19 protein-coding genes and 1 tRNA gene are annotated in these 16,901 nt (G+C 67.6%); 13 read left to right on the top strand and 7 right to left on the bottom strand.

What is annotated here, in order from left to right; translation table 11 throughout:
• Positions 1–64: 64 nt before the first annotated feature.
• From G8760_RS14815 to G8760_RS14805, 3 genes are all read right to left on the bottom strand, one after another.
• The gene (locus G8760_RS14815; RefSeq protein WP_166352440.1) at positions 65–1,585 is read right to left on the bottom strand and encodes a serine hydrolase domain-containing protein; all 1,521 of its coding nucleotides are present in this window, start codon (positions 1,583–1,585) and stop codon (positions 65–67) included.
• 239 nt (positions 1,586–1,824) lie between these two features.
• A complete protein-coding gene (locus tag G8760_RS14810) occupies positions 1,825–3,183 on the bottom strand; it encodes a dihydrolipoyl dehydrogenase family protein (protein WP_166352438.1) in 1,359 nt (452 codons plus the stop codon).
• Positions 3,184–3,318: 135 nt separating this feature from the next.
• A complete protein-coding gene (locus G8760_RS14805) occupies positions 3,319–4,278 on the bottom strand; it encodes a hypothetical protein (protein ID WP_166352436.1) in 960 nt (319 codons plus the stop codon).
• On the opposite strand from G8760_RS14805, the gene G8760_RS14800 reads away from it, so the two are divergent.
• The 4 genes from G8760_RS14800 to G8760_RS14785 all read left to right on the top strand — a co-directional run bounded on the left by G8760_RS14800 (position 4,277) and on the right by G8760_RS14785 (position 7,492).
• The gene (locus G8760_RS14800; protein ID WP_166352434.1) at positions 4,277–4,468 is read left to right on the top strand and encodes a hypothetical protein; all 192 of its coding nucleotides are present in this window, start codon (positions 4,277–4,279) and stop codon (positions 4,466–4,468) included. The two genes, G8760_RS14805 and G8760_RS14800, sit on opposite strands and share 2 nt — an antisense overlap.
• Positions 4,465–5,313: a DUF3152 domain-containing protein gene (locus tag G8760_RS14795; RefSeq protein WP_166352432.1), complete on the top strand. Its 849-nt coding sequence runs from the start codon at positions 4,465–4,467 to the stop codon at positions 5,311–5,313. Before G8760_RS14800 ends, G8760_RS14795 begins: the two co-directional genes overlap by 4 nt.
• 242 nt (positions 5,314–5,555) lie before the next feature.
• Complete coding sequence (locus tag G8760_RS14790; protein WP_166352430.1) at positions 5,556–6,422, top strand: phosphotriesterase family protein; 867 nt, start codon at positions 5,556–5,558, stop codon at positions 6,420–6,422.
• A complete protein-coding gene (locus G8760_RS14785; protein WP_166352428.1) occupies positions 6,419–7,492 on the top strand; it encodes a phosphotriesterase family protein in 1,074 nt (357 codons plus the stop codon). The genes G8760_RS14790 and G8760_RS14785 overlap by 4 nt, the downstream gene beginning before the upstream one ends.
• Here the strand turns inward: G8760_RS14785 and G8760_RS14780 are convergent.
• Positions 7,473–8,102 carry a class E sortase gene (locus G8760_RS14780; protein WP_166352426.1) on the bottom strand — a complete coding sequence of 210 codons (630 nt, stop codon included), beginning with the start codon at positions 8,100–8,102 and terminating at the stop codon, positions 7,473–7,475. The genes G8760_RS14785 and G8760_RS14780 overlap by 20 nt on opposite strands.
• 282 nt (positions 8,103–8,384) lie before the next feature.
• Here G8760_RS14780 and G8760_RS14775 point away from each other — a divergent pair, with 282 nt between their 5' ends.
• The 4 genes from G8760_RS14775 to G8760_RS14760 all read left to right on the top strand — a co-directional run bounded on the left by G8760_RS14775 (position 8,385) and on the right by G8760_RS14760 (position 13,079).
• Entirely contained in the window at positions 8,385–9,608 is a 1,224-nt protein-coding gene (locus G8760_RS14775; RefSeq protein WP_166352424.1) for a bifunctional alpha/beta hydrolase/OsmC family protein, read from the top strand.
• A gap of 93 nt (positions 9,609–9,701) precedes the next feature.
• Complete coding sequence (locus G8760_RS14770) at positions 9,702–10,223, top strand: hypothetical protein (protein WP_207782369.1); 522 nt, start codon at positions 9,702–9,704, stop codon at positions 10,221–10,223.
• A gap of 100 nt (positions 10,224–10,323) precedes the next feature.
• Complete coding sequence (locus G8760_RS14765) at positions 10,324–11,067, top strand: copper resistance CopC family protein (RefSeq protein ID WP_166352420.1); 744 nt, start codon at positions 10,324–10,326, stop codon at positions 11,065–11,067.
• The gene (locus G8760_RS14760; protein ID WP_166352418.1) at positions 11,064–13,079 is read left to right on the top strand and encodes a bifunctional copper resistance protein CopD/cytochrome c oxidase assembly protein; all 2,016 of its coding nucleotides are present in this window, start codon (positions 11,064–11,066) and stop codon (positions 13,077–13,079) included. The genes G8760_RS14765 and G8760_RS14760 overlap by 4 nt, the downstream gene beginning before the upstream one ends.
• 57 nt (positions 13,080–13,136) lie before the next feature.
• On the opposite strand, the gene G8760_RS14755 is transcribed toward G8760_RS14760, so the two are convergent.
• On the bottom strand, positions 13,137–13,688 hold the full coding sequence (locus G8760_RS14755; protein WP_166352416.1) for a TetR/AcrR family transcriptional regulator: 552 nt from the start codon (positions 13,686–13,688) through the stop codon (positions 13,137–13,139).
• A 95-nt stretch (positions 13,689–13,783) separates the two neighbouring features.
• Between G8760_RS14755 and G8760_RS14750 the strand changes: the two genes are divergently transcribed.
• Positions 13,784–14,893: an FAD-dependent monooxygenase gene (locus tag G8760_RS14750; RefSeq protein WP_166352414.1), complete on the top strand. Its 1,110-nt coding sequence runs from the start codon at positions 13,784–13,786 to the stop codon at positions 14,891–14,893.
• Positions 14,894–14,942: 49 nt separating this feature from the next.
• On the opposite strand, the gene G8760_RS14745 is transcribed toward G8760_RS14750, so the two are convergent.
• Positions 14,943–15,149 carry a heavy-metal-associated domain-containing protein gene (locus G8760_RS14745; RefSeq protein ID WP_166352412.1) on the bottom strand — a complete coding sequence of 69 codons (207 nt, stop codon included), beginning with the start codon at positions 15,147–15,149 and terminating at the stop codon, positions 14,943–14,945.
• A 70-nt stretch (positions 15,150–15,219) separates the two neighbouring features.
• Positions 15,220–15,501 (bottom strand): metal-sensitive transcriptional regulator, encoded by a 282-nt coding sequence (locus G8760_RS14740; RefSeq protein ID WP_166352410.1) that lies wholly within the window; start codon positions 15,499–15,501, stop codon positions 15,220–15,222.
• 119 nt (positions 15,502–15,620) lie between these two features.
• On the opposite strand from G8760_RS14740, the gene G8760_RS14735 reads away from it, so the two are divergent.
• The 4 genes from G8760_RS14735 to G8760_RS14720 all read left to right on the top strand — a co-directional run bounded on the left by G8760_RS14735 (position 15,621) and on the right by G8760_RS14720 (position 16,861).
• Positions 15,621–15,693, top strand: a tRNA-Phe gene (locus tag G8760_RS14735).
• A gap of 306 nt (positions 15,694–15,999) precedes the next feature.
• Positions 16,000–16,443 (top strand): hypothetical protein, encoded by a 444-nt coding sequence (locus G8760_RS14730; protein ID WP_166352408.1) that lies wholly within the window; start codon positions 16,000–16,002, stop codon positions 16,441–16,443.
• On the top strand, positions 16,440–16,580 hold the full coding sequence (locus G8760_RS14725) for a hypothetical protein (RefSeq protein WP_166352406.1): 141 nt from the start codon (positions 16,440–16,442) through the stop codon (positions 16,578–16,580). Before G8760_RS14730 ends, G8760_RS14725 begins: the two co-directional genes overlap by 4 nt.
• Positions 16,577–16,861 carry a winged helix-turn-helix domain-containing protein gene (locus tag G8760_RS14720; protein ID WP_166352404.1) on the top strand — a complete coding sequence of 95 codons (285 nt, stop codon included), beginning with the start codon at positions 16,577–16,579 and terminating at the stop codon, positions 16,859–16,861. The genes G8760_RS14725 and G8760_RS14720 overlap by 4 nt, the downstream gene beginning before the upstream one ends.
• Positions 16,862–16,901: the final 40 nt, after the last annotated feature.

Below are 16,901 nucleotides of genomic sequence, written 5' to 3'. Positions count from 1 at the left end.
CAACACAACCAACAATCCGCTCTGCGAAACGCATTGGACACCTGTCGGTCTCCTGATCGCAACTTCAGCGAGATGTGATCCACGACCGGGTGTCGGTGACGCAGCGATACCGTCCGGGGAAGAGGTCATAGTCGGCAGGGAGATCCGCGTCAGCGGCCACGTCGGCGATGTTGCGGAGCAAACTCACCGGTGGGCTACCCCGCCGGTTCGTCGCCACCGCGACATTGATCTCGGCGTCGGCCAAACCACCCGGCAGGTACTTGGTGATGCGTGCGCCGCCACCGCGAGGTGTCGACCCGCTCTTGGTAACCGCCGGAGTGCCACTGCGGAAGTCCCAGCCCAGGGGCTGGTCGGACTTGGCGTGCGGGTACGGCACCGTGGCCATCGTCTCGGCCGACTCGGGGGTCAGCAGTCGCAGGTGGTTGTTGACTCCGTCGATGCCACACATGACGCGGACCAAATCCTGGGCCGTGGCGACCCAGCCCCCGGTCGACGTACTGATCGCCGGCGTGTCGCGAACCTCTTGGTACTTCTTCGACGGAAGCACGGGGTCGCCGGCGCTGTTGTACGCGTACGACGTCGCGTCCCGCTCGCCCAGCTCCGACTCGAGGTCACGGGGCACGACGTGGTGCAGTCCAAGTGGCTGGAACACGTTGGCCCGCATGTAGTCGACATAAGGGGTGCCGGTCGCCTCAGCCATGATCTGCCCCACCAGCCCGAACCCGTGGTTGGAGTAGGCCCGGTCGGTTTCGGCGCGGAAGGTCAGCGGAATCCCGTTCGCTCCTGCGAGCATCGCCCAGTGCACGTCGGGGTAGGTCAGATCATCCACATCTTTGCCGAGCATCGCCGCCGCCTTCTCCCCGTTGCCGCTGCGCAACAAGCCGGCGGTGTGGGTGAGCAGGTGACGCACGCGCATATCGGTGGCCCAATCCAGCGCCTCGGTCACATTGGCCTGGTAGCTGCCCTTGCTCAGGTAGGCAGGAGCGTTCGGGCCAAGGAACGAGGACTGGGAACTGCCGGGCTGCGGCCCAAACTTCCGCACCCCTTCCGTGAGGGCCGCCAGGTACTCGCCCGCGTCGTCCAACACGCCGTCACCGGAATGCACGATGGCCGGCGGCTGCTGAGGGTCCGAGCCCCACACGGGTGTCGCCGACGACGCATACAGGTGCCCGTCTATGTCAAGGGCGCCATCCTCGGCCAGCTGCAACGCGCCAATCGTCGTCAGAACCTTCGAGACGCTGCCGATCCGGGTCCGGTGCCAGGGCTGCATTGGAGTTTGGTCCTCCAGGTCGGCCAGCCCGTACGCCTTGGACAACACCAGACGTCCGTTCTTGGTCACGGCCACGGTCGCACCGGGAATCTTCTTGCTTTCCAGGTAGCCCATGACGATGTCGTCGATCTCCTTGGTGATCAGCGGTGAACCCGCTCCGGTTCCCGGCGCACTTGGCGCGACGAAGTTGTCCGGTGCGCCGTGTGCACCGAGGACACCGGCCGCGGTGACACCCGTCAGAACGAACCCAACGGCCGCCGACCGGCCCCGCCTCGTTCGACGCCTTCGAGGCACCTGACGTGTCGCGTGATTCATGATCGATCCTCCTATCTCGGCAAACACTGTCGAGAATGAGAGCAGCGAGCACGGCGAAACCTCACAAGAAAAATCAGGGCGATCCCGACGACCTACGGTTCTTTCGCGAGGACCGGCACGAGCTCGTCCGGATGAGTGAGCTGCGGACGATGGCCAACCGCTTCCCCCCTTCCCCATGATCATGAACACTTAGCCGTGCTATGGCACGGCTAAGTGTTCATGATCATGGGGAAGGGGGGTCAGGGCAGGTCGCGCAGTGCGTCCTCGATCCCCCGGTGGAAGGTCGGGTAGGCGTAGATCATGTGCCGCAACCGTTCGATCGGCACTTCCCCGTGAACCGCGACCGACAGCGCTCCCAGCACCTCGCCGCCGTTCGGGCCGGCCGAGGTACCGCCGACCAGGACACCGCGGCCGGCGTCGGCCACCAGCTTGATCACGCCGTCATTACCCGCCTTGTGAATCCAGCCACGTGCTGTCGAGGGCACCTGCGCCACACCCACCCGCACATCGATACCGGCTTCCCGGGCCTGAGCCTCGGTCATGCCCACAGCGCCGACCTCCGGATCGGTGAACGTCACCCGCGACAGCGCCCGGTAGTCGGCCGGTGGGCCGTCCTCGCCGAGGATGTCGCGCACGATGATCCCCGCCTGGTAGGTGGCGACGTGGGTGAACGCACCGTGCCCGGTGACGTCGCCAACGGCCCACAGCTGCTCCCCGGCCCTCAGGTGCTCATCGACGGTGACCGCCCGCGCCGACGGGTCGAGGCCAACCGTCTCCACCCCCAGAGATCCGAGGTCGACCCGCCGGCCCACGGATACCAGCAACCGCTGCACGGTACGCGACGAGCCGTCGGCCATGGTGACGGTGAACGCGGTGCCGTCATGGTGCACCGCGGAGACGCCACTAGACGTGTGTAGTGCGATACCGTCCGCCTCGAGCGCGGCATGTACCACCGCCGACGCCTCCGGTTCCTCGGGCGGCAACACCCGGTCAGCCGCCTCGACGACAACAACGTCCGATCCGAACCGGGCGAACGCCTGCGCCAGCTCCAGCCCGATGGCTCCGCCGCCGATCACCAGCAGCGATTCCGGGCGCTCGGTGGCCTCCAAGGCTTCCCGGTTGGTCCAGTACGGTGTGCCGGCTAGTCCGTCGATGGGTGGGATCGCCGGTGTGGTCCCCGTACCGAGTACTACCGCGCGCCGCGCTCGGTACGTGGTGCCGTCGACGGTCACCTGCCCCGGTCCGGCCAGCCGCCCCCAGCCGCGTACGAGCCGTCCACCCTTGTCGGTGAAGCGATCCGCCGCGATCTGGTCGTCCCAGTTGGTGGTGGCTTCTTCGCGGATCCGTTCGGCCACCGGTTTCCATGACGAGTCCACCTGGGCGTGCCCGGCCATGCCGTCGACCCGGCGTGCCTCGGCGAGCAGATCGGCCGCCCGGATCGCCATCTTGCTCGGGATACAGCCCCAGTACGGGCACTCGCCACCGACGAGGTTCCCTTCGACGCCGATGACGTCGAGCCCGGCGTCGGCCAGCGAACCGGCCACCATCTCGCCGCCTACCCCCATACCTACGACGATGACGTCTGCTTGTTCGGTCATGGCATGTCTCCTCGCTCTCGCCCCTGGTGGCGCGCGCTCACGATGTTTCCGATACCAGTGTCACGTCCGGCTGCCGTGATCGCCGGTGATTTCGGACGTCACATGCGTCGAAGTACCCCGATCACTCCGTGGTCATCAGCGCAACTGGGTGGCGAGCCGACCGGCCCTGAGGTCGGCGACGAAGGCGAGCACCATGGCCAGCATGCACGTCACGGCGAACAGTTCGACGCTCTCCTCGATGGGGCCGTCGACGACGAAGTAGTGCGCACGATCCTGGGTCATGCCTGGCGCCGGAGGGAACCGTCCGCCAAAGAACGCCCGGTCGATCACCGATCCGAGGTTCACGTACAGGCTGCCCAGATGGCGCAGGCCGGAGCTGATCGCGGCTAGGCCGTACAGCCCGACCGCGGCGACCAGGTAAGGGCGGGCCGACACCGACGCCCACGCGTGCCGGCCGTAGCGGATCACCGCGTACAGCGGCAGCACGGCCAGCGCGGCGAAATACGGCACGTCGGACACCATCTGGTATGGGAGGCCGAGTACATCAGCGCCGAAATGTAATCGGACGGCGCCACTGATGCCATGCCGGATGTCGCCGGCCTCCTCCACCAGCATCAACCCGAGCCCGATGGCGAGGATGAAGAAGAACGACGACGCACCCCGGTGCACCGTTCCAGCCAGCCGACCGCCCAGGTAGCCACTGAGCGCTACCACAACCGCCAGCATGATCCACTGGGTGACCTCGACGACGTGGTCGTTGAACAGGTACGTCCACATCGGCATCGGGATCCGGTCGCTGATGCCACCCACGTCGATGATGTCGACGGCGAGGAACACCAGCCAGGCCGTCAGGACGAAGGCAGCGACGGCCACGAGCAGCAACCCGGGGCGCAGCCGCAGCAACCAAGGCCATGGCGCAGGCTCCGGCGTGGCCGTGGGCCCGCCGAGCCCGGATGGCGGCGTGGTGAGATCCATCGTCTGATCACCGGTTCCGGTTGGCTGACCAGCCGCCGCTTCGGTGTCTGATGCCGCCTCGAGGTGTCCGCCCTGACCTGGCAACTCGGAGTCAGCATGATGCTCAAGCTGGCGCGGCATGCCAAGGAGCGTACATGATCCGTTCACCTGGAAGTCCACCCCCGGACTCCACAACGCCCGCTGCCCAAACCGGACCAGGATCCGCGCCGCGGATCCACCCGCCGGTCGCGCCGGCGACGTCGATGCCGTGGACACCCCCCGCCGGCCCGGCCACCCTGCGCTCGGCGCGTTAACCTGGCAGTACTCATGAGCAAACGACGAGCAGGCCGATACCGGCCCGGCGCGGAAGCACGCGGCACCACCTGGCCCGTGGCGGCTGTCGCGGCGGCCCTGACGCTCGGCGCCGCGGCCGTCCTCGCCGCCAGTTTCAGCCCACCCTCCGGCTCAGACGCCCCGCTCACCTTGCTCGACGGTCCGGCGCGGACCGGTTCCCCGAATGCCGACCCGTCACGCGATTCCACCCCGTCGCGGGGTGATGGCCGCAGCCCCCTTCAGCTCCCCGAGCCGACCGCCGACGCGACGATCGTCGGGCCCAGTGTCGACGGTCGCACTCAGCCGGTCCCGGTCGACCCGCCCGACTCGGCGGGGGGATCGTACGACGTCGTATCTGGCGAGGCCGCCCCGCCGGACGGCGACGGCGACGTCGTGCGTTACCTGGTCGAGGTCGAGGACGGCCTGCCGTTCGACGCTGAGGAGTTCGCCGCCGACGTCCATACGATCCTCAACGACGAGCGCGGCTGGGGGCGCGACGGCGTGGCTTTCGAGCGCGTCGATGACGGACCGGTGGAGTTCCGGGTGTCGCTGTCCAGTCCAGATCTCACCGATCAGCAGTGTTACCCGCTACTCACCCGCGGAGAGGTGTCTTGCTGGAACGGTGAGCGGGCGGTCATCAACGCCAAACGCTGGGGACTCGCGTCGCAGACCTATGGTGACGACATCCTGAGCTATCGCGAGTACCTGATCAACCACGAGGTCGGGCATGCCCTTGGCCACGGCCACGTGAGCTGCCCGGCCGACGGCCGCCCGGCTCCGGTGATGGTGCAGCAGACCAAGTCGCTCGAAGGCTGTGTCGCCAACCCGTGGCCGTACCCCTGACCCCTCGCGCACAGCGAGGTGCCGACCCAGCCGCGGCTCCGTCGACCCCGGGCCCACGGCCCAACCCGCAAACCTCACACCCCTCTATTTCTACGAATGTAGACAAACACTGCCCGTCGCCCGTAGCCTCCTGATCGTCGGTAGCCGTCAAGAGGTAGCGGGGTGTTATGAGCACGGTGGTCACGGTCACGGGCACAGTTCCATCCGACGGGATAGGCGTGTGCACGATCGGGGAGCACCTCGTGGCGCGACTCCCGGTCCGCCGACCCGAACGGGCCAGCGATACGTGGTTCTTCGAGCACGCGGTCAGCATCGAACTGCTCGGCGATCTCATGCTCGGCCGCCCGAACCGGGACGACGCGATCCTCGAGGCTTCCGGGGCGCACCGAGAACTCGAACGTTTCGCCGTGGCCGACGGGCGGCTCGTCGTCGAGATCACCACACCGGCCCAGGGCCGCGACCCGGCGGCGCTGCATACCCTGGCGGAGCGGACCGGGGTCCACATCGTCCTGGCCGCGCAGCCGACGAACCGAACGGACGTGCTGGTCGACGAGTTGCAACATGGCGTCGACGGGATCCGGGCCGGCGTGATCAGCCTGTCCGACGGCTCAGCACCGGAGGTGGCGTGGGAAGCGGCCGCCGCCACCGGCGCTCCCGTGCTCGCCGACATCGGCGGCGACCTCGACCGGGCGCGCTCGCTCATCCACACCGCCGACACATGCGGCATCGATCCCGCTCGCATCGCGGTCCGGGCGGCCCACGACCTGCTCGCCGGGCCGGACGGAGTCAAACCCGTACTCGACACCGGTGCTCACATCGTGTTCGACCGGCTGGGCCGGATCCCCTCGATCTACACGACGATCTCCGACCACGAGATCGCGGCCACGATCGCCGACCTGGTGTCGACTGGTCACGGCGACCGGATCCTCCTCGGCGCCGGGCTGGACCGCAAACACGCGTTCACCACCTTCGGCGGGAACGGCCTGCGGTTCCTGCCCCTGCAGTTCCTGCCCTACCTCACCCGCCTCGGAGTACCCGAGGACAATGCTCGCCGACTAGTAACCACGAACCCCGCCCGTTTCCTGGCCTGGACGGAGCCCATCGCATGATCACGTTCCCGGCCGACATCCCCAACCTATCCGGGAAGGTCCTCACCGTCACCGGACCAGCCGATCCCGAGACCCTCGGCGTGGTGTCGATGCATGAACACATCTTTCTCGACATCACCCGGCCAGAGCACAATCCCCGCCCCGGATACAACTCACCAGCGGCCCGCACCCCACTCACTCTGGACAATCTCGCCGACGTCCGCTCGGGCACCGGAAACATCGACAACGACCAGCTCGGGAACTTCGACGAGCAACTCGCCGAGATCCTCCCCTACCGGTATGCCGGCGGCGGCACCCTGGTCGACGTCACCAACATCGGCCTGGGCCGCGACCCGGCGGCGCTCCAGCGGATCAGCCAGGCGAGCGGCCTGCACATCGTGATGGGCTCCGGGTGGTACGAACGCAACTTCCATCCAGCCGACATGGACGATCTCACCGTCGACGACCTCACCGCGGTGATCGTGACGGACGTCGTCTCCGGCGCCGACGGAACCTCGGTCCGCGCCGGCATCATCGGCGAGGTCGGGGTCGAAGGACAACCGCTCACCACCAACGAACTCAAGAGTGTCCGCGCCAGCGGTCGGGCCGCCGCGATCACCGGCGCCCCCATAACCTTCCATCGCGGCGGCACCGGCGACGAACAGTTCGCCGTCCTCGACATCCTCGAAGAGGAGGGTGTCGACCTCCGGACCGTCGTGATGGGTCACGCCGGCACCCTGGGGCTGAACCTGGACTTCGCCCAGCGGCTGCTCGCCCGCGGGGTGTTCGTCGAGTTCGACTTCCTGGGCGCGCCGGGCAGTCCCTGGGGGACACTGTGGCCCTTCACCGACCTGAAGGTGGCCGAAGGCATCGCGAACCTCGTCGCCGCCGGCTACACCGACCAGATCGTCCTCGGCACTGACGTCTGCACCAAACTACAGCTCAAGCGCTACGGCGGGCACGGCTACACCTACCTGCTCGACCATTTCCTGCCCGCGCTCACCCGCCTCGGGGTCCCCGATGCGGCCACCCGCGCCTTCATGACCACCAACGCACAGCGTGCGCTGACGTTCAGCGAGGGTCGACGCTGACCAACACTCCCGTGGCATACATACGATGTGACGAGCCGAACCGGGGCCAACACGTGGTCAGGGTGATCCGCCGTTCGGTCGGCTCGGTGCTTCGCGGCTCGCCGGGCACCGGATCCACCACCCAACTATCGGTGATGTTGATCCGGTTGCCGTCCGAGTCGCCGTCGGGTGCGTCGTCCAACTCGTACACGTAGGTGCCATCCGCCATGATGATCTCGACGGTGTCGCCCACGTGGAGGTCGGGGAACTTGGCGAACGGCTCGCCATGCCCGGAGCGGTGCGCCGCCACGGCGAAGTTGCCCAACTCGCCAGGATGTGCGCTGTCCGGATAACGTCCAGGTCCATTGCGCAGGTCGTCGTCCTCCACACCCTGGACGATCACCCACTCCCAATCGTCGCCGAACCGCGGGATGCGGATGATCCCGTAAGCGTCGCCGATGTCGATCTCGTCGAGGTCGGCCACCTCGCTGCTGTCCAACTGTCCGCGCAGGTCGTTCTGTGCGGCCGCGGTCTGCAAGCCGGTGCCCCACAGGATGTAGACGACGAAGAGCAGCACCAACACACCCGCCGTCAGCAACATCTCGCCGATGAACCCCACCAGTAGGGCCACCGGGCCGCGCCTGGGAGCCGCAGGCCGTGCGCGTCTACGCCCCCGCTCCGCCTCTCGCTGCATGTCCCTGCCTTCCTCCGGTGCACCCACCCCGTCGCTGCATTCGCAACCGCCTGCTCAACGGCCGTCCGGCCGGCCGAGTTCCATGGTGGTGAATCCGGTGGCGTCGTCGATGCCGCGCACGAACACACCGTACTCTCGGCGCAGGGAATGCGTGGGCGATTCTTCGTCGTTTGCCCCATCGTCGCCTTGTCCACCGTCGGCCGAGAATCAGGAACACACATGCCGAAGACCGAGAGAATGACGTTCACCGGTGCTGGTGGGGAGGACCTCGCCGGCCGCCTCGACCTTCCAGATGGTCCGCCTCGTGCGGTGGCGCTGTTCGCGCACTGCTTCACCTGCGGCAAGGACGTCGTCGCCGCCTCCCGGATCTCTCGAGCGCTGACCGAGGCCGGACTCGCCGTGTTCCGGTTCGACTTCACCGGCCTGGGTGAGTCCGACGGCGAGTTCGCGAACGCCACGTTCAGCTCCAATGTCACCGACCTGATTCGAGCGGCGGACCACCTGCGCAGCGAGCTGGCCGCACCCAGCCTGCTGATCGGTCACTCTCTGGGTGGCGCGGCCGTGCTGGCGGCTGCCGCGAAGATCCCGGAGGCGGTGGCCGTCGTCACCATCGCCGCGCCGTCGGACCCGGCGCATGTGGTGAACCTGTTCGCCGACGACGTCGACGAGATCGAGGATGCTGGTATCGCCACCGTGCGCCTGGCCGGGCGCACGTTCCGGGTCCGCCGTGAGTTCCTCGCCGACATCGCCGCGCAGCCACAGGCCGAGCGCATCGCCGAGCTGGGCCGGGCTTTGCTGGTGCTCCACGCGCCCGGTGATCAACTGGTCGGAATCGACAACGCACGGGAGATCTTCGACGCCGCCCGGCATCCGAAGTCATTCGTCAGCCTCGACGACGCCGATCACCTGGTGTCCGACCCGGCCGACGCGGCGTACGCGGCCACCGTCATCGCCGGTTGGGCGGATCGCTACCTTCCGTCGGCTCCCCCCGTCGACGACACCGATACCGCCGATGGCATCGTCATCGTTTCGGAGACCGGCGACTCCCGGTACACACAGCGGATTCGGGCCGGTCGGCACCTCCTGATCGCCGACGAACCAACGTCGCTCGGCGGTGGCGATCACGGGCCGACGCCATACGACCTGCTGTTGGCCGCGCTCGGAACCTGCACGTCGATGACCATGCGGATGTACGCCGAACGCAAAGGGTGGCCGCTGCGGTCGGTGTCCGTCCGGCTGCGGCACAGCCGGATCCATGCCGAAGACTGCGCTCATTGCGAGACGACGGCGGGCAAGTTAGACCACATCCAGCGCGAGATCCACATCGAGGGTGATCTCGACGCCGAGCAGCGCGCCCGGTTGCTCACTATCGCCGACCGGTGCCCGGTGCATCGCACCCTCCACTCCGAGATCGTCGTCGACACCACCGAAGGGACCGACTGACCGGCGCTGAGCTCGCCGGAACCCGGCGACACTCCATCGGCCAGGACCTCATACCCTGGCGATGTGCACAAACCGGCCCGGGGCAGGGCACGCGTGGCACGTGGGCTGGTTATGTCCACGGCCTGTTTGATGCTGCCCACGGTGGCACACGTCGCTGCTGGTGGCGGGGTTCCGGCACAGCTCGAGTTCATGTTCGCGGCCGCCTTGCTCAGCGTGGCCTGTGTCGCGCTGGCCGACCGACGCCGCCATCCAGCCGAGATCGGCACCTTCCTGCTGCTGTCTCAAGCACCGTTGCACCTGCTGCTTAGCCTCGGCGGGCACAACCACCCGGCCACCGTCAGCACGGCCACCATGATCCTGGCGCACGTCGCCGCCGCAGCGGTGCTGACCGTCCTACTCTCCGGTATCGAGTCCGTCGTGTGGGCCTTCGCGGCCCTGTCGGCCACAGTCCTGTTCGACCGCCTGCGCGAGCTGTTCCAGCCATCGCCGATCGCCTCACCGGCCCGCCGGGTGCCGGCCGCACCGGATGGCGTGGGGTATCCCGCAACTCTCGCGGTCGCCACGTCCGCGCCTCGTCGTGGTCCGCCGTTGGCGCCGGCGCCGGCAACCCGCTAAGAGGTCACCCGACCTCTACGTCGCCGGTCCGCCGCGCAGTTTTCCCACCGCGGCCCGCGCTGCGGGCCGTCGCCGACACCCCATACAACAGGGACTTCCCATGACTGCTATTTCTGCCGCTGCCTGCCGCAGCCGGACCCGACGCCGCGCGACCGCGCTGGTCACCGGGTTGGCCGTGGCCGCCGCCACCATGATCACCGCGACCCCGGCCACCGCCCACAACGTCCTCATCGACACCATCCCCGACGACGGCTCGACGGTGACCAGCCAGCCCGACACCGTCGAACTCGTCTTCGACCAATACGTTCAAGACACGTTCGCCCAGGTGGCGGTCATCGACGCGGACGAGAACCCGTACCAGGTCGGCGAACCCGAGGTGGATTTCAGCACGGTCCGCCAAGACGTCGGCGACCTTCCTGACGGCGACTACACCGTCTCCTACCGGGTCATCTCCGCCGACGGCCACCCCGTGAGTGGAACGTTCACCTTCACCCTCGCCGCCGGAGGCGACACCGCCGAAGACGACACCGCCGTGAGCGACGACGACACCGCCGTGAGCGACGACGACACCGCCGTGAGCGACGACGACATCGACGACGCGACGAACGATAACGAGGCGACACCCGCCGAAGAGGCGACCGAGGAGACGCCCGATGCCGACACCACCCCAGCGGCCGACGACTCCGGCAGCGGTCCTGGCGCACTCGTGGCCGCCTTGGTGATCGTCGCGATCGTGGCCATCGCCGGTGTTGTCCTGGCTCTGCGCCGACGTGCTCGACCGGCCGGGCCGGACCGCCCCGGTGACGACGACACCCCGGCGGCGGGAGAGACTGGAACGCGATGACCGCGACCTTGCCCACCACCCCGCCGTCCACCCGGCGGTGGGGTGCCGCGGCTGTCGCCGCCGCGCTGCTCACCCTGGTCCTGGCGCTGACCTTCGGTGGTGGTGGTGCCAACCTGGCCGTTCCCGGACTGGGCGATCCTGGGGAGGGCACCCGCTGGGGGCTGCCGGTCGCCAAGGCCATGATGAACGGCGCCGCCGCGGTGACCATCGGGTTGATCGGCCTGGCCGTGATCCTGCCGGTGCGCCGCGGCGAACTGGGCGGCGACGCGCTGCGCGCGCTGCGCGGAGCGTCGTGGAGCGCACTCGTCTGGGCAGTGGCCGCCGCGGCCGTGCACCTGTTGACTCTGTCCGACCTGATCGGCCAGCCACTCCCCGAGGCGCTCGGCGGCGAGGGTTTCCGCTCGTATACGGCGAGTGTGGCGCAGGGGCAGGCATACGCGGCCGTCGTGGTGCTGGCGCTGGCGCTCATTCCAGCTGCCCGGTTGACGTTGGGGCACGGCGGCGCGATCGCGCTGCTGTGTCTGGCCGCGGCCACGATCGCTCCACCGACCCTGGTTGGGCATTCGTCGAGCGGCGACTACCACCACTCGGCCACTACTTCGATCTTGATCCACGTCGTGGCGATGGCGTTCTGGGTGGGCGGATTGGCCGCGGTCTCGTGGTACGCGGGACAACGGGGCCGGGAGCTACCGCGCGTGGCCCGGACGTTCTCGGCGGTAGCGCTGGGCTGCTTCTTCCTGGTCGCCGCCAGCGGCGTGCTCAACGCCTGGGTGCGGATGAGTTCGCTGGCCGAGTTGTTCACCACCGAATATGGGCTGTTGCTGCTGGGCAAGGTGGCCGCGCTGGTGGCACTGGGGTGCTTGGGCCAGGCCCACCGGCGGCGTACGCTGCGGGCGCTCGAGGCCGGCCGGCCGGGCCGGTTTCGCCGGCTGGCCGCCGGTGAGATCGTCGTCATGGGTACCGCCTTGGGTCTCGGCGTGGCGCTGAGCCGCACCGAGCCGCCCGTGCCGGATGTGGTGCCCGACCTGACGCCGGTGCGCGACCTGATCGGCTTCCCGGTCCCACCGGAATTCACGTTCTCCCGGTTGTTCACCGAGTTCTATCCGGACGCCTTGTTCGCCATCGGCTGCCTGGCCGCGGTGCTGCTGTACCTGGGTGGTGTGCTCAGGTTGCGGCGTCGGGGCGATACCTGGCCCATCGGCAGGGTGGTGGCCTGGCTGCTCGGAGTGGGTTCGGTGGCATTCGTCGAACTGTCCGGGGTGATGACCTACAGCATGACGATGCTGTCGGTGCACATGGCGCAGCATATGACACTGATGATGGTCAGCCCGGTGCTCTTGGTTCTCGGTGGCCCCGTCACCCTCGCGCTGCGGGCTATCGCTCCGGCGCGGCGGGGGGAGACCGGCCTCCGGGAACTGATCGTGGCGGCGGTGCAGAGCCGGGTGGCCCGGGTGCTGACCCATCCACTCGTGGCCTTGGCGTTGTTCGTCTCAGGTTCGTTCATGATGTACTTCACCGGCCTGTTCGAGAGCGCGATGCGCAATCACACCGGGCACATGCTGATGAGCCTGCATTTCCTCGCCGTGGGCTACATCTTCTACGAGATGCTGATCGGCATCGACCCGTTGCCCAAGCGCCCGCCGTTTCCGGCCCGGATCGTCCTGCAGCTGCTGGCGATGGTGTTCCACGCACTATTCGGGCTGGCCATGATGGAGTCCGCCCGGCTGATCGCCGGCTCGTACTACCGGCAGTTGGCCACGGAGATCGCCTGGCTGCCGGATCCACTGGATGATCAGATCCTCGCGGGGCAGATCACGTGGGGTTTCGGCGAGATCCCGGCCGTCGTGATCATCGCGGTCATTTTCGTGCAGTGGTTCCGGTCCGACGAACGGGAGGCTCGCCGGTTCGACCGCAAAGAGTCGAAGGCGGAGGCGGAACGGCAGGCCTACAACGCCTACCTGGAACGGTTGAACGCCCGGGCCGAGCGGCATTCCGGCTCGGGTAGGTCCTGAGCCGGCGCCGCGGATCGCGGTAGCTACCCGGTGGGTGGCACCGCGGTTCGAGCCCAGCTAGCTGGTCACCGCGTGCAGCATCGTCCGGATCTTCACGCGTAGTTGGTCCACCGTCAATCCGCGCCGCCCTGCCCCGGCGATCTCGTCGAACAGAAGCCCGTCCAGGTACGCACTGAAGTCGTACGCTTTGTCTTCGGCGTCGTCTACGCCGGCAGCGATGAGCTGATCGGCCACGATCGCCCGCACCTGGGCACCGGCCGCGACGAGGCGTTCACGCACCTGAGGACGGCGGGACGCCTCCAGGGTCAGCTCGTACCGGGCGAGCTGGCGGCTCCGGTCGACGGTCAGCCACTGATGCACGATTTCCGCGGTCACCGCGGCCAACGAGTCGAGGTCTCCTCCCGGGCTAGGTGGCCGTTGTGATTGATCGACCTCGACCAGCCGCTCGACCATGGCTTCCAGCATGGCTTCCCTGGTGCGGAAGTAATACGACGTGGAGCCTTCGGGGAGGCCCGCGGCCCGGTCGACGGCTCGATGAGTCAGGCCGCGCATGCCTTCACGGGCGAGTGTGGTGATGGCGACGTCGGCGATGTCGGTCCGACGAGACATACGTCACCCCTTTCTTCGACGTCGGTAACACTACCCAAGCTGACTCTACTTCTGTAGAGTCCTCTACATCAGTAGAGGGCGAATAAGGAGCAACCATGAAAGCGATCGTCGTGGGCGGCGGGATCGGTGGCCTGGCCACCGCGATAGCCCTATCGCAGGACGGGTGGACCGTCGAGGTCCTCGAGCGGGCCGCTCAGTTCACCGAGGTCGGAGCCGGGCTGTCGTTGTGGCCGAACGCACTACGGGCCCTCGACGCTCTTGGGGTGAAACATGACATCGAACAACGCGCACTCCGTGGGGTACAGGCCGGGATCCGGCACCCATCGGGCAGATGGCTCTCCCGAACCGACACCGCTGAGCTGGAACGACGCTACGGCCGACTAGCGATGATCCACCGCGCCGACCTTCTGAGCGTCCTGCGCGACGCCGCTCCAGCGGACTCACTCCGCCCGGGTGTGAGCGTCCACCGAGTCACCCGTAACGGCCTCGTCGAACACTCCAACGGCACATCCAAGGCCGACGTGGTGATCGGCGCCGATGGGATCCACAGCGCCGTGCGCCGGTCGATCTGGCCGGACGCGCCAGCACCGCACTACGTCGGCTACACCGCATGGCGAATGGTCACCAAGCCGATAGCCGTCACCGAGGAAGGCGAGACGTGGGGCCGCGGACAGCGCTTCGGTTATGCCCAACTGCCCGACGGTCGGGTGTACTGCTTCGCCACCGCCAACACCGCCGAAGGAACCGCCGGCAGCAGCCTGGCAGAGCTACGGCGGCGGTTCGGGTCATGGCACGACCCCATCCCGGCACTGCTGGACGCCACTGACGAGTCCGCGGTACTCAACCACGACATCTACGAGCTACCGCGCCTGAGCACATACGTCATGGACCGAGTTATTCTCGTCGGCGATGCCGCACACGCGATGACCCCCAACCTGGGCCAGGGCGCCTGCCAAGCCATCGAAGACGCCGTCGCCCTGCCCGCCGCCCTGCGCACCAACCAACTCGCAGCGTACGACCGCGCACGCCGCGCCCGCACTCAGATGATCGCTCAGCGGGCACACCGGATCGGTCGGCTCGGGCAGTTGTCGTCGCCTCCCGCCGTTGCACTGCGGAACTCGGCTATGCGCATCACACCGTCGAGTTCCCTTCTCCGTTCACTCGATCCGGTGCTGAGCTGGACCCCCGACGGGGCCAACACGTAGGCCGCCGCCGAGTACGACGATGAACGACACCAGTGCCAGGAGGGCCGCGTCAGTGAGCCAGCTGGTAACCAGCCTCGCTGACCGCGGCATCGATCGCGGCGCGCTCAACCGGCTCATCGCTGGTGACGGTGAGCCGGCCGGTCGCGAGATCGACGTCGACGTCGGAGACACCGGCCACCTCGCTCACCTCTTCGGCAACCGAGGAGACACAGTGGCCGCAGGTCATACCCTGCACAATGAAGGTGGCAGTATTCAACGCAGTACCTTTCATCATCAACGTGAGGAGCGCCGACGCGGCCCACACGAGCCCGCCGGCAGACGCCGGGTCAGGAACGGACCAGGCGCCCGATCGCGTCAGCGGCCTCTTTGACCTTGGCGTCGAGCTCCTCGCCGCCTTGGTTGGCCGCCTCCACCATGCAGTGCTGCATGTGGTCGGTGAGCAGGCCGAGCGCCACCGCATCGAGGGCCTTCTTGGCCGCCGACACCTGAGTCAGGATGTCGATGCAGTACGCCTCGGACTCCACCATGCGCTGCAGGCCGCGGATCTGCCCTTCAACCCGCCGCAACCGAGCCAACAGCTCGTTGGAGTCACTGATGTATCCGACCATGGCACTCGCCCCTTCATGTTCACCTCCCTACACCTTACCCCCCTACCGTATAAATGTGAACATCGGTGACTGATTTCGATCCGCGCCGCCAGGTACGTTAGAATCTTCACGCTTCACCAGGACAGGTAGCTCAGTTGGTAGAGCGTCCGCCTGAAAAGCGGAAGGTCGCCGGATCGATGCCGGCCCTGTCCACCGTCTGGCCAGCGGCAATACTGTCGCTGGCCAGCTGTCGTTTACCCCCAGTGCCCGCCATTCACCTGCCGTTATTGCACGCAGGATGCACGCGGACCACCGTGAGATGTGGCCTAGAAGGGTGAGCTGCGCGCGCCCATCCGAACGCGGCGCCGTGGCACCTTGATTCCTCGAACTCCTGAAGGCCTAACGAATCGGCCGCCCTTTTGAGTCCGAGTTCCGGACATGTGATCTTCAAAGCGGCCCCGCCGGGAGCTGGAACCTCCGCGACGGGGCCTGGACCGAACCTACACAGGAGGTTCAGCCGTGGAACCCAACCTACACACTGTCACGATCTCCGGTGACGGTGATCACGTCTACACCTGCACAGCGATCCGAGACGGGAATCGCTGGCTCGTCCACCGCACTGAGCGCCCTCGCGTTGACGTTCATGCCCGGCTGCTCGCCCGAGCCGCACGACTGGCCCGGCACGCGCTGGCCTCGGCGCTCGATGTCGATCCCGCCCGGATCTCCGTGCATGTTCATCCGGTCCTGCCCCACCCGGTGCAGGAGCATCTGAGGCGGGCATTCCGGCTACGTCACGCTTCGGCCACCTGCACTCGCCGTGCGGCCGCTGAGTACCGGGCCGCTGCTCATCGCCTGGTCGACTACGGATTGTCGCTGCGGGACATCGGCACCATCCTCGGCATCTCCCACCAGCGTGTGCACCAGCTCATCACAAGCGCGGCCGGTGGCGGTGACACACGATGACGGAGGACCAGCTTCGCGCCGCCGTCGAACGCATCGGCGAGGCAGCAACCGACGTACACAACGCGCTGGCCGTTCTCGACCGCCAGATCATGCGCCTTGAGGTCGCGCTGTCACAGGATGGCGGTGACCAGCCATGACCAGGGAGCAACGAAGCAGGGTAGAGCCGTTCAAACCCGACGATGTACCGGGGTATCTGTATCGGCAGGTGGCCGATCACATCGAAGCCCGCATCCGCGCTGGTGAACTACCGCACCGCTGTCGGCTGCCGGGTGAGCGTGACCTCGCCGTCGAATACGGCGTGTCCGTCGGCACCATCCGGCGCGCCACCCGAGCCTTACGAGACCGGGGAATGGTCGCGACGCTTGCAGCGAAAGGCAGCTACGTCACCGCCATCTCACGGTCGAGCGGCGGCGGTTGATAGAGCTGTTGCCAGTCTGAGCCGTTCCCCTCATAGCTGC

The sequence above is a fragment of the Phytoactinopolyspora limicola genome, from assembly GCF_011320225.1.
GTDB classification, from domain to species: Bacteria; Actinomycetota; Actinomycetes; order Jiangellales; family Jiangellaceae; genus Phytoactinopolyspora; species Phytoactinopolyspora limicola.
The sequence above is the reverse complement of the archived record's forward strand: the minus strand, read 5'-3'. Positions and strand labels throughout refer to the sequence as shown.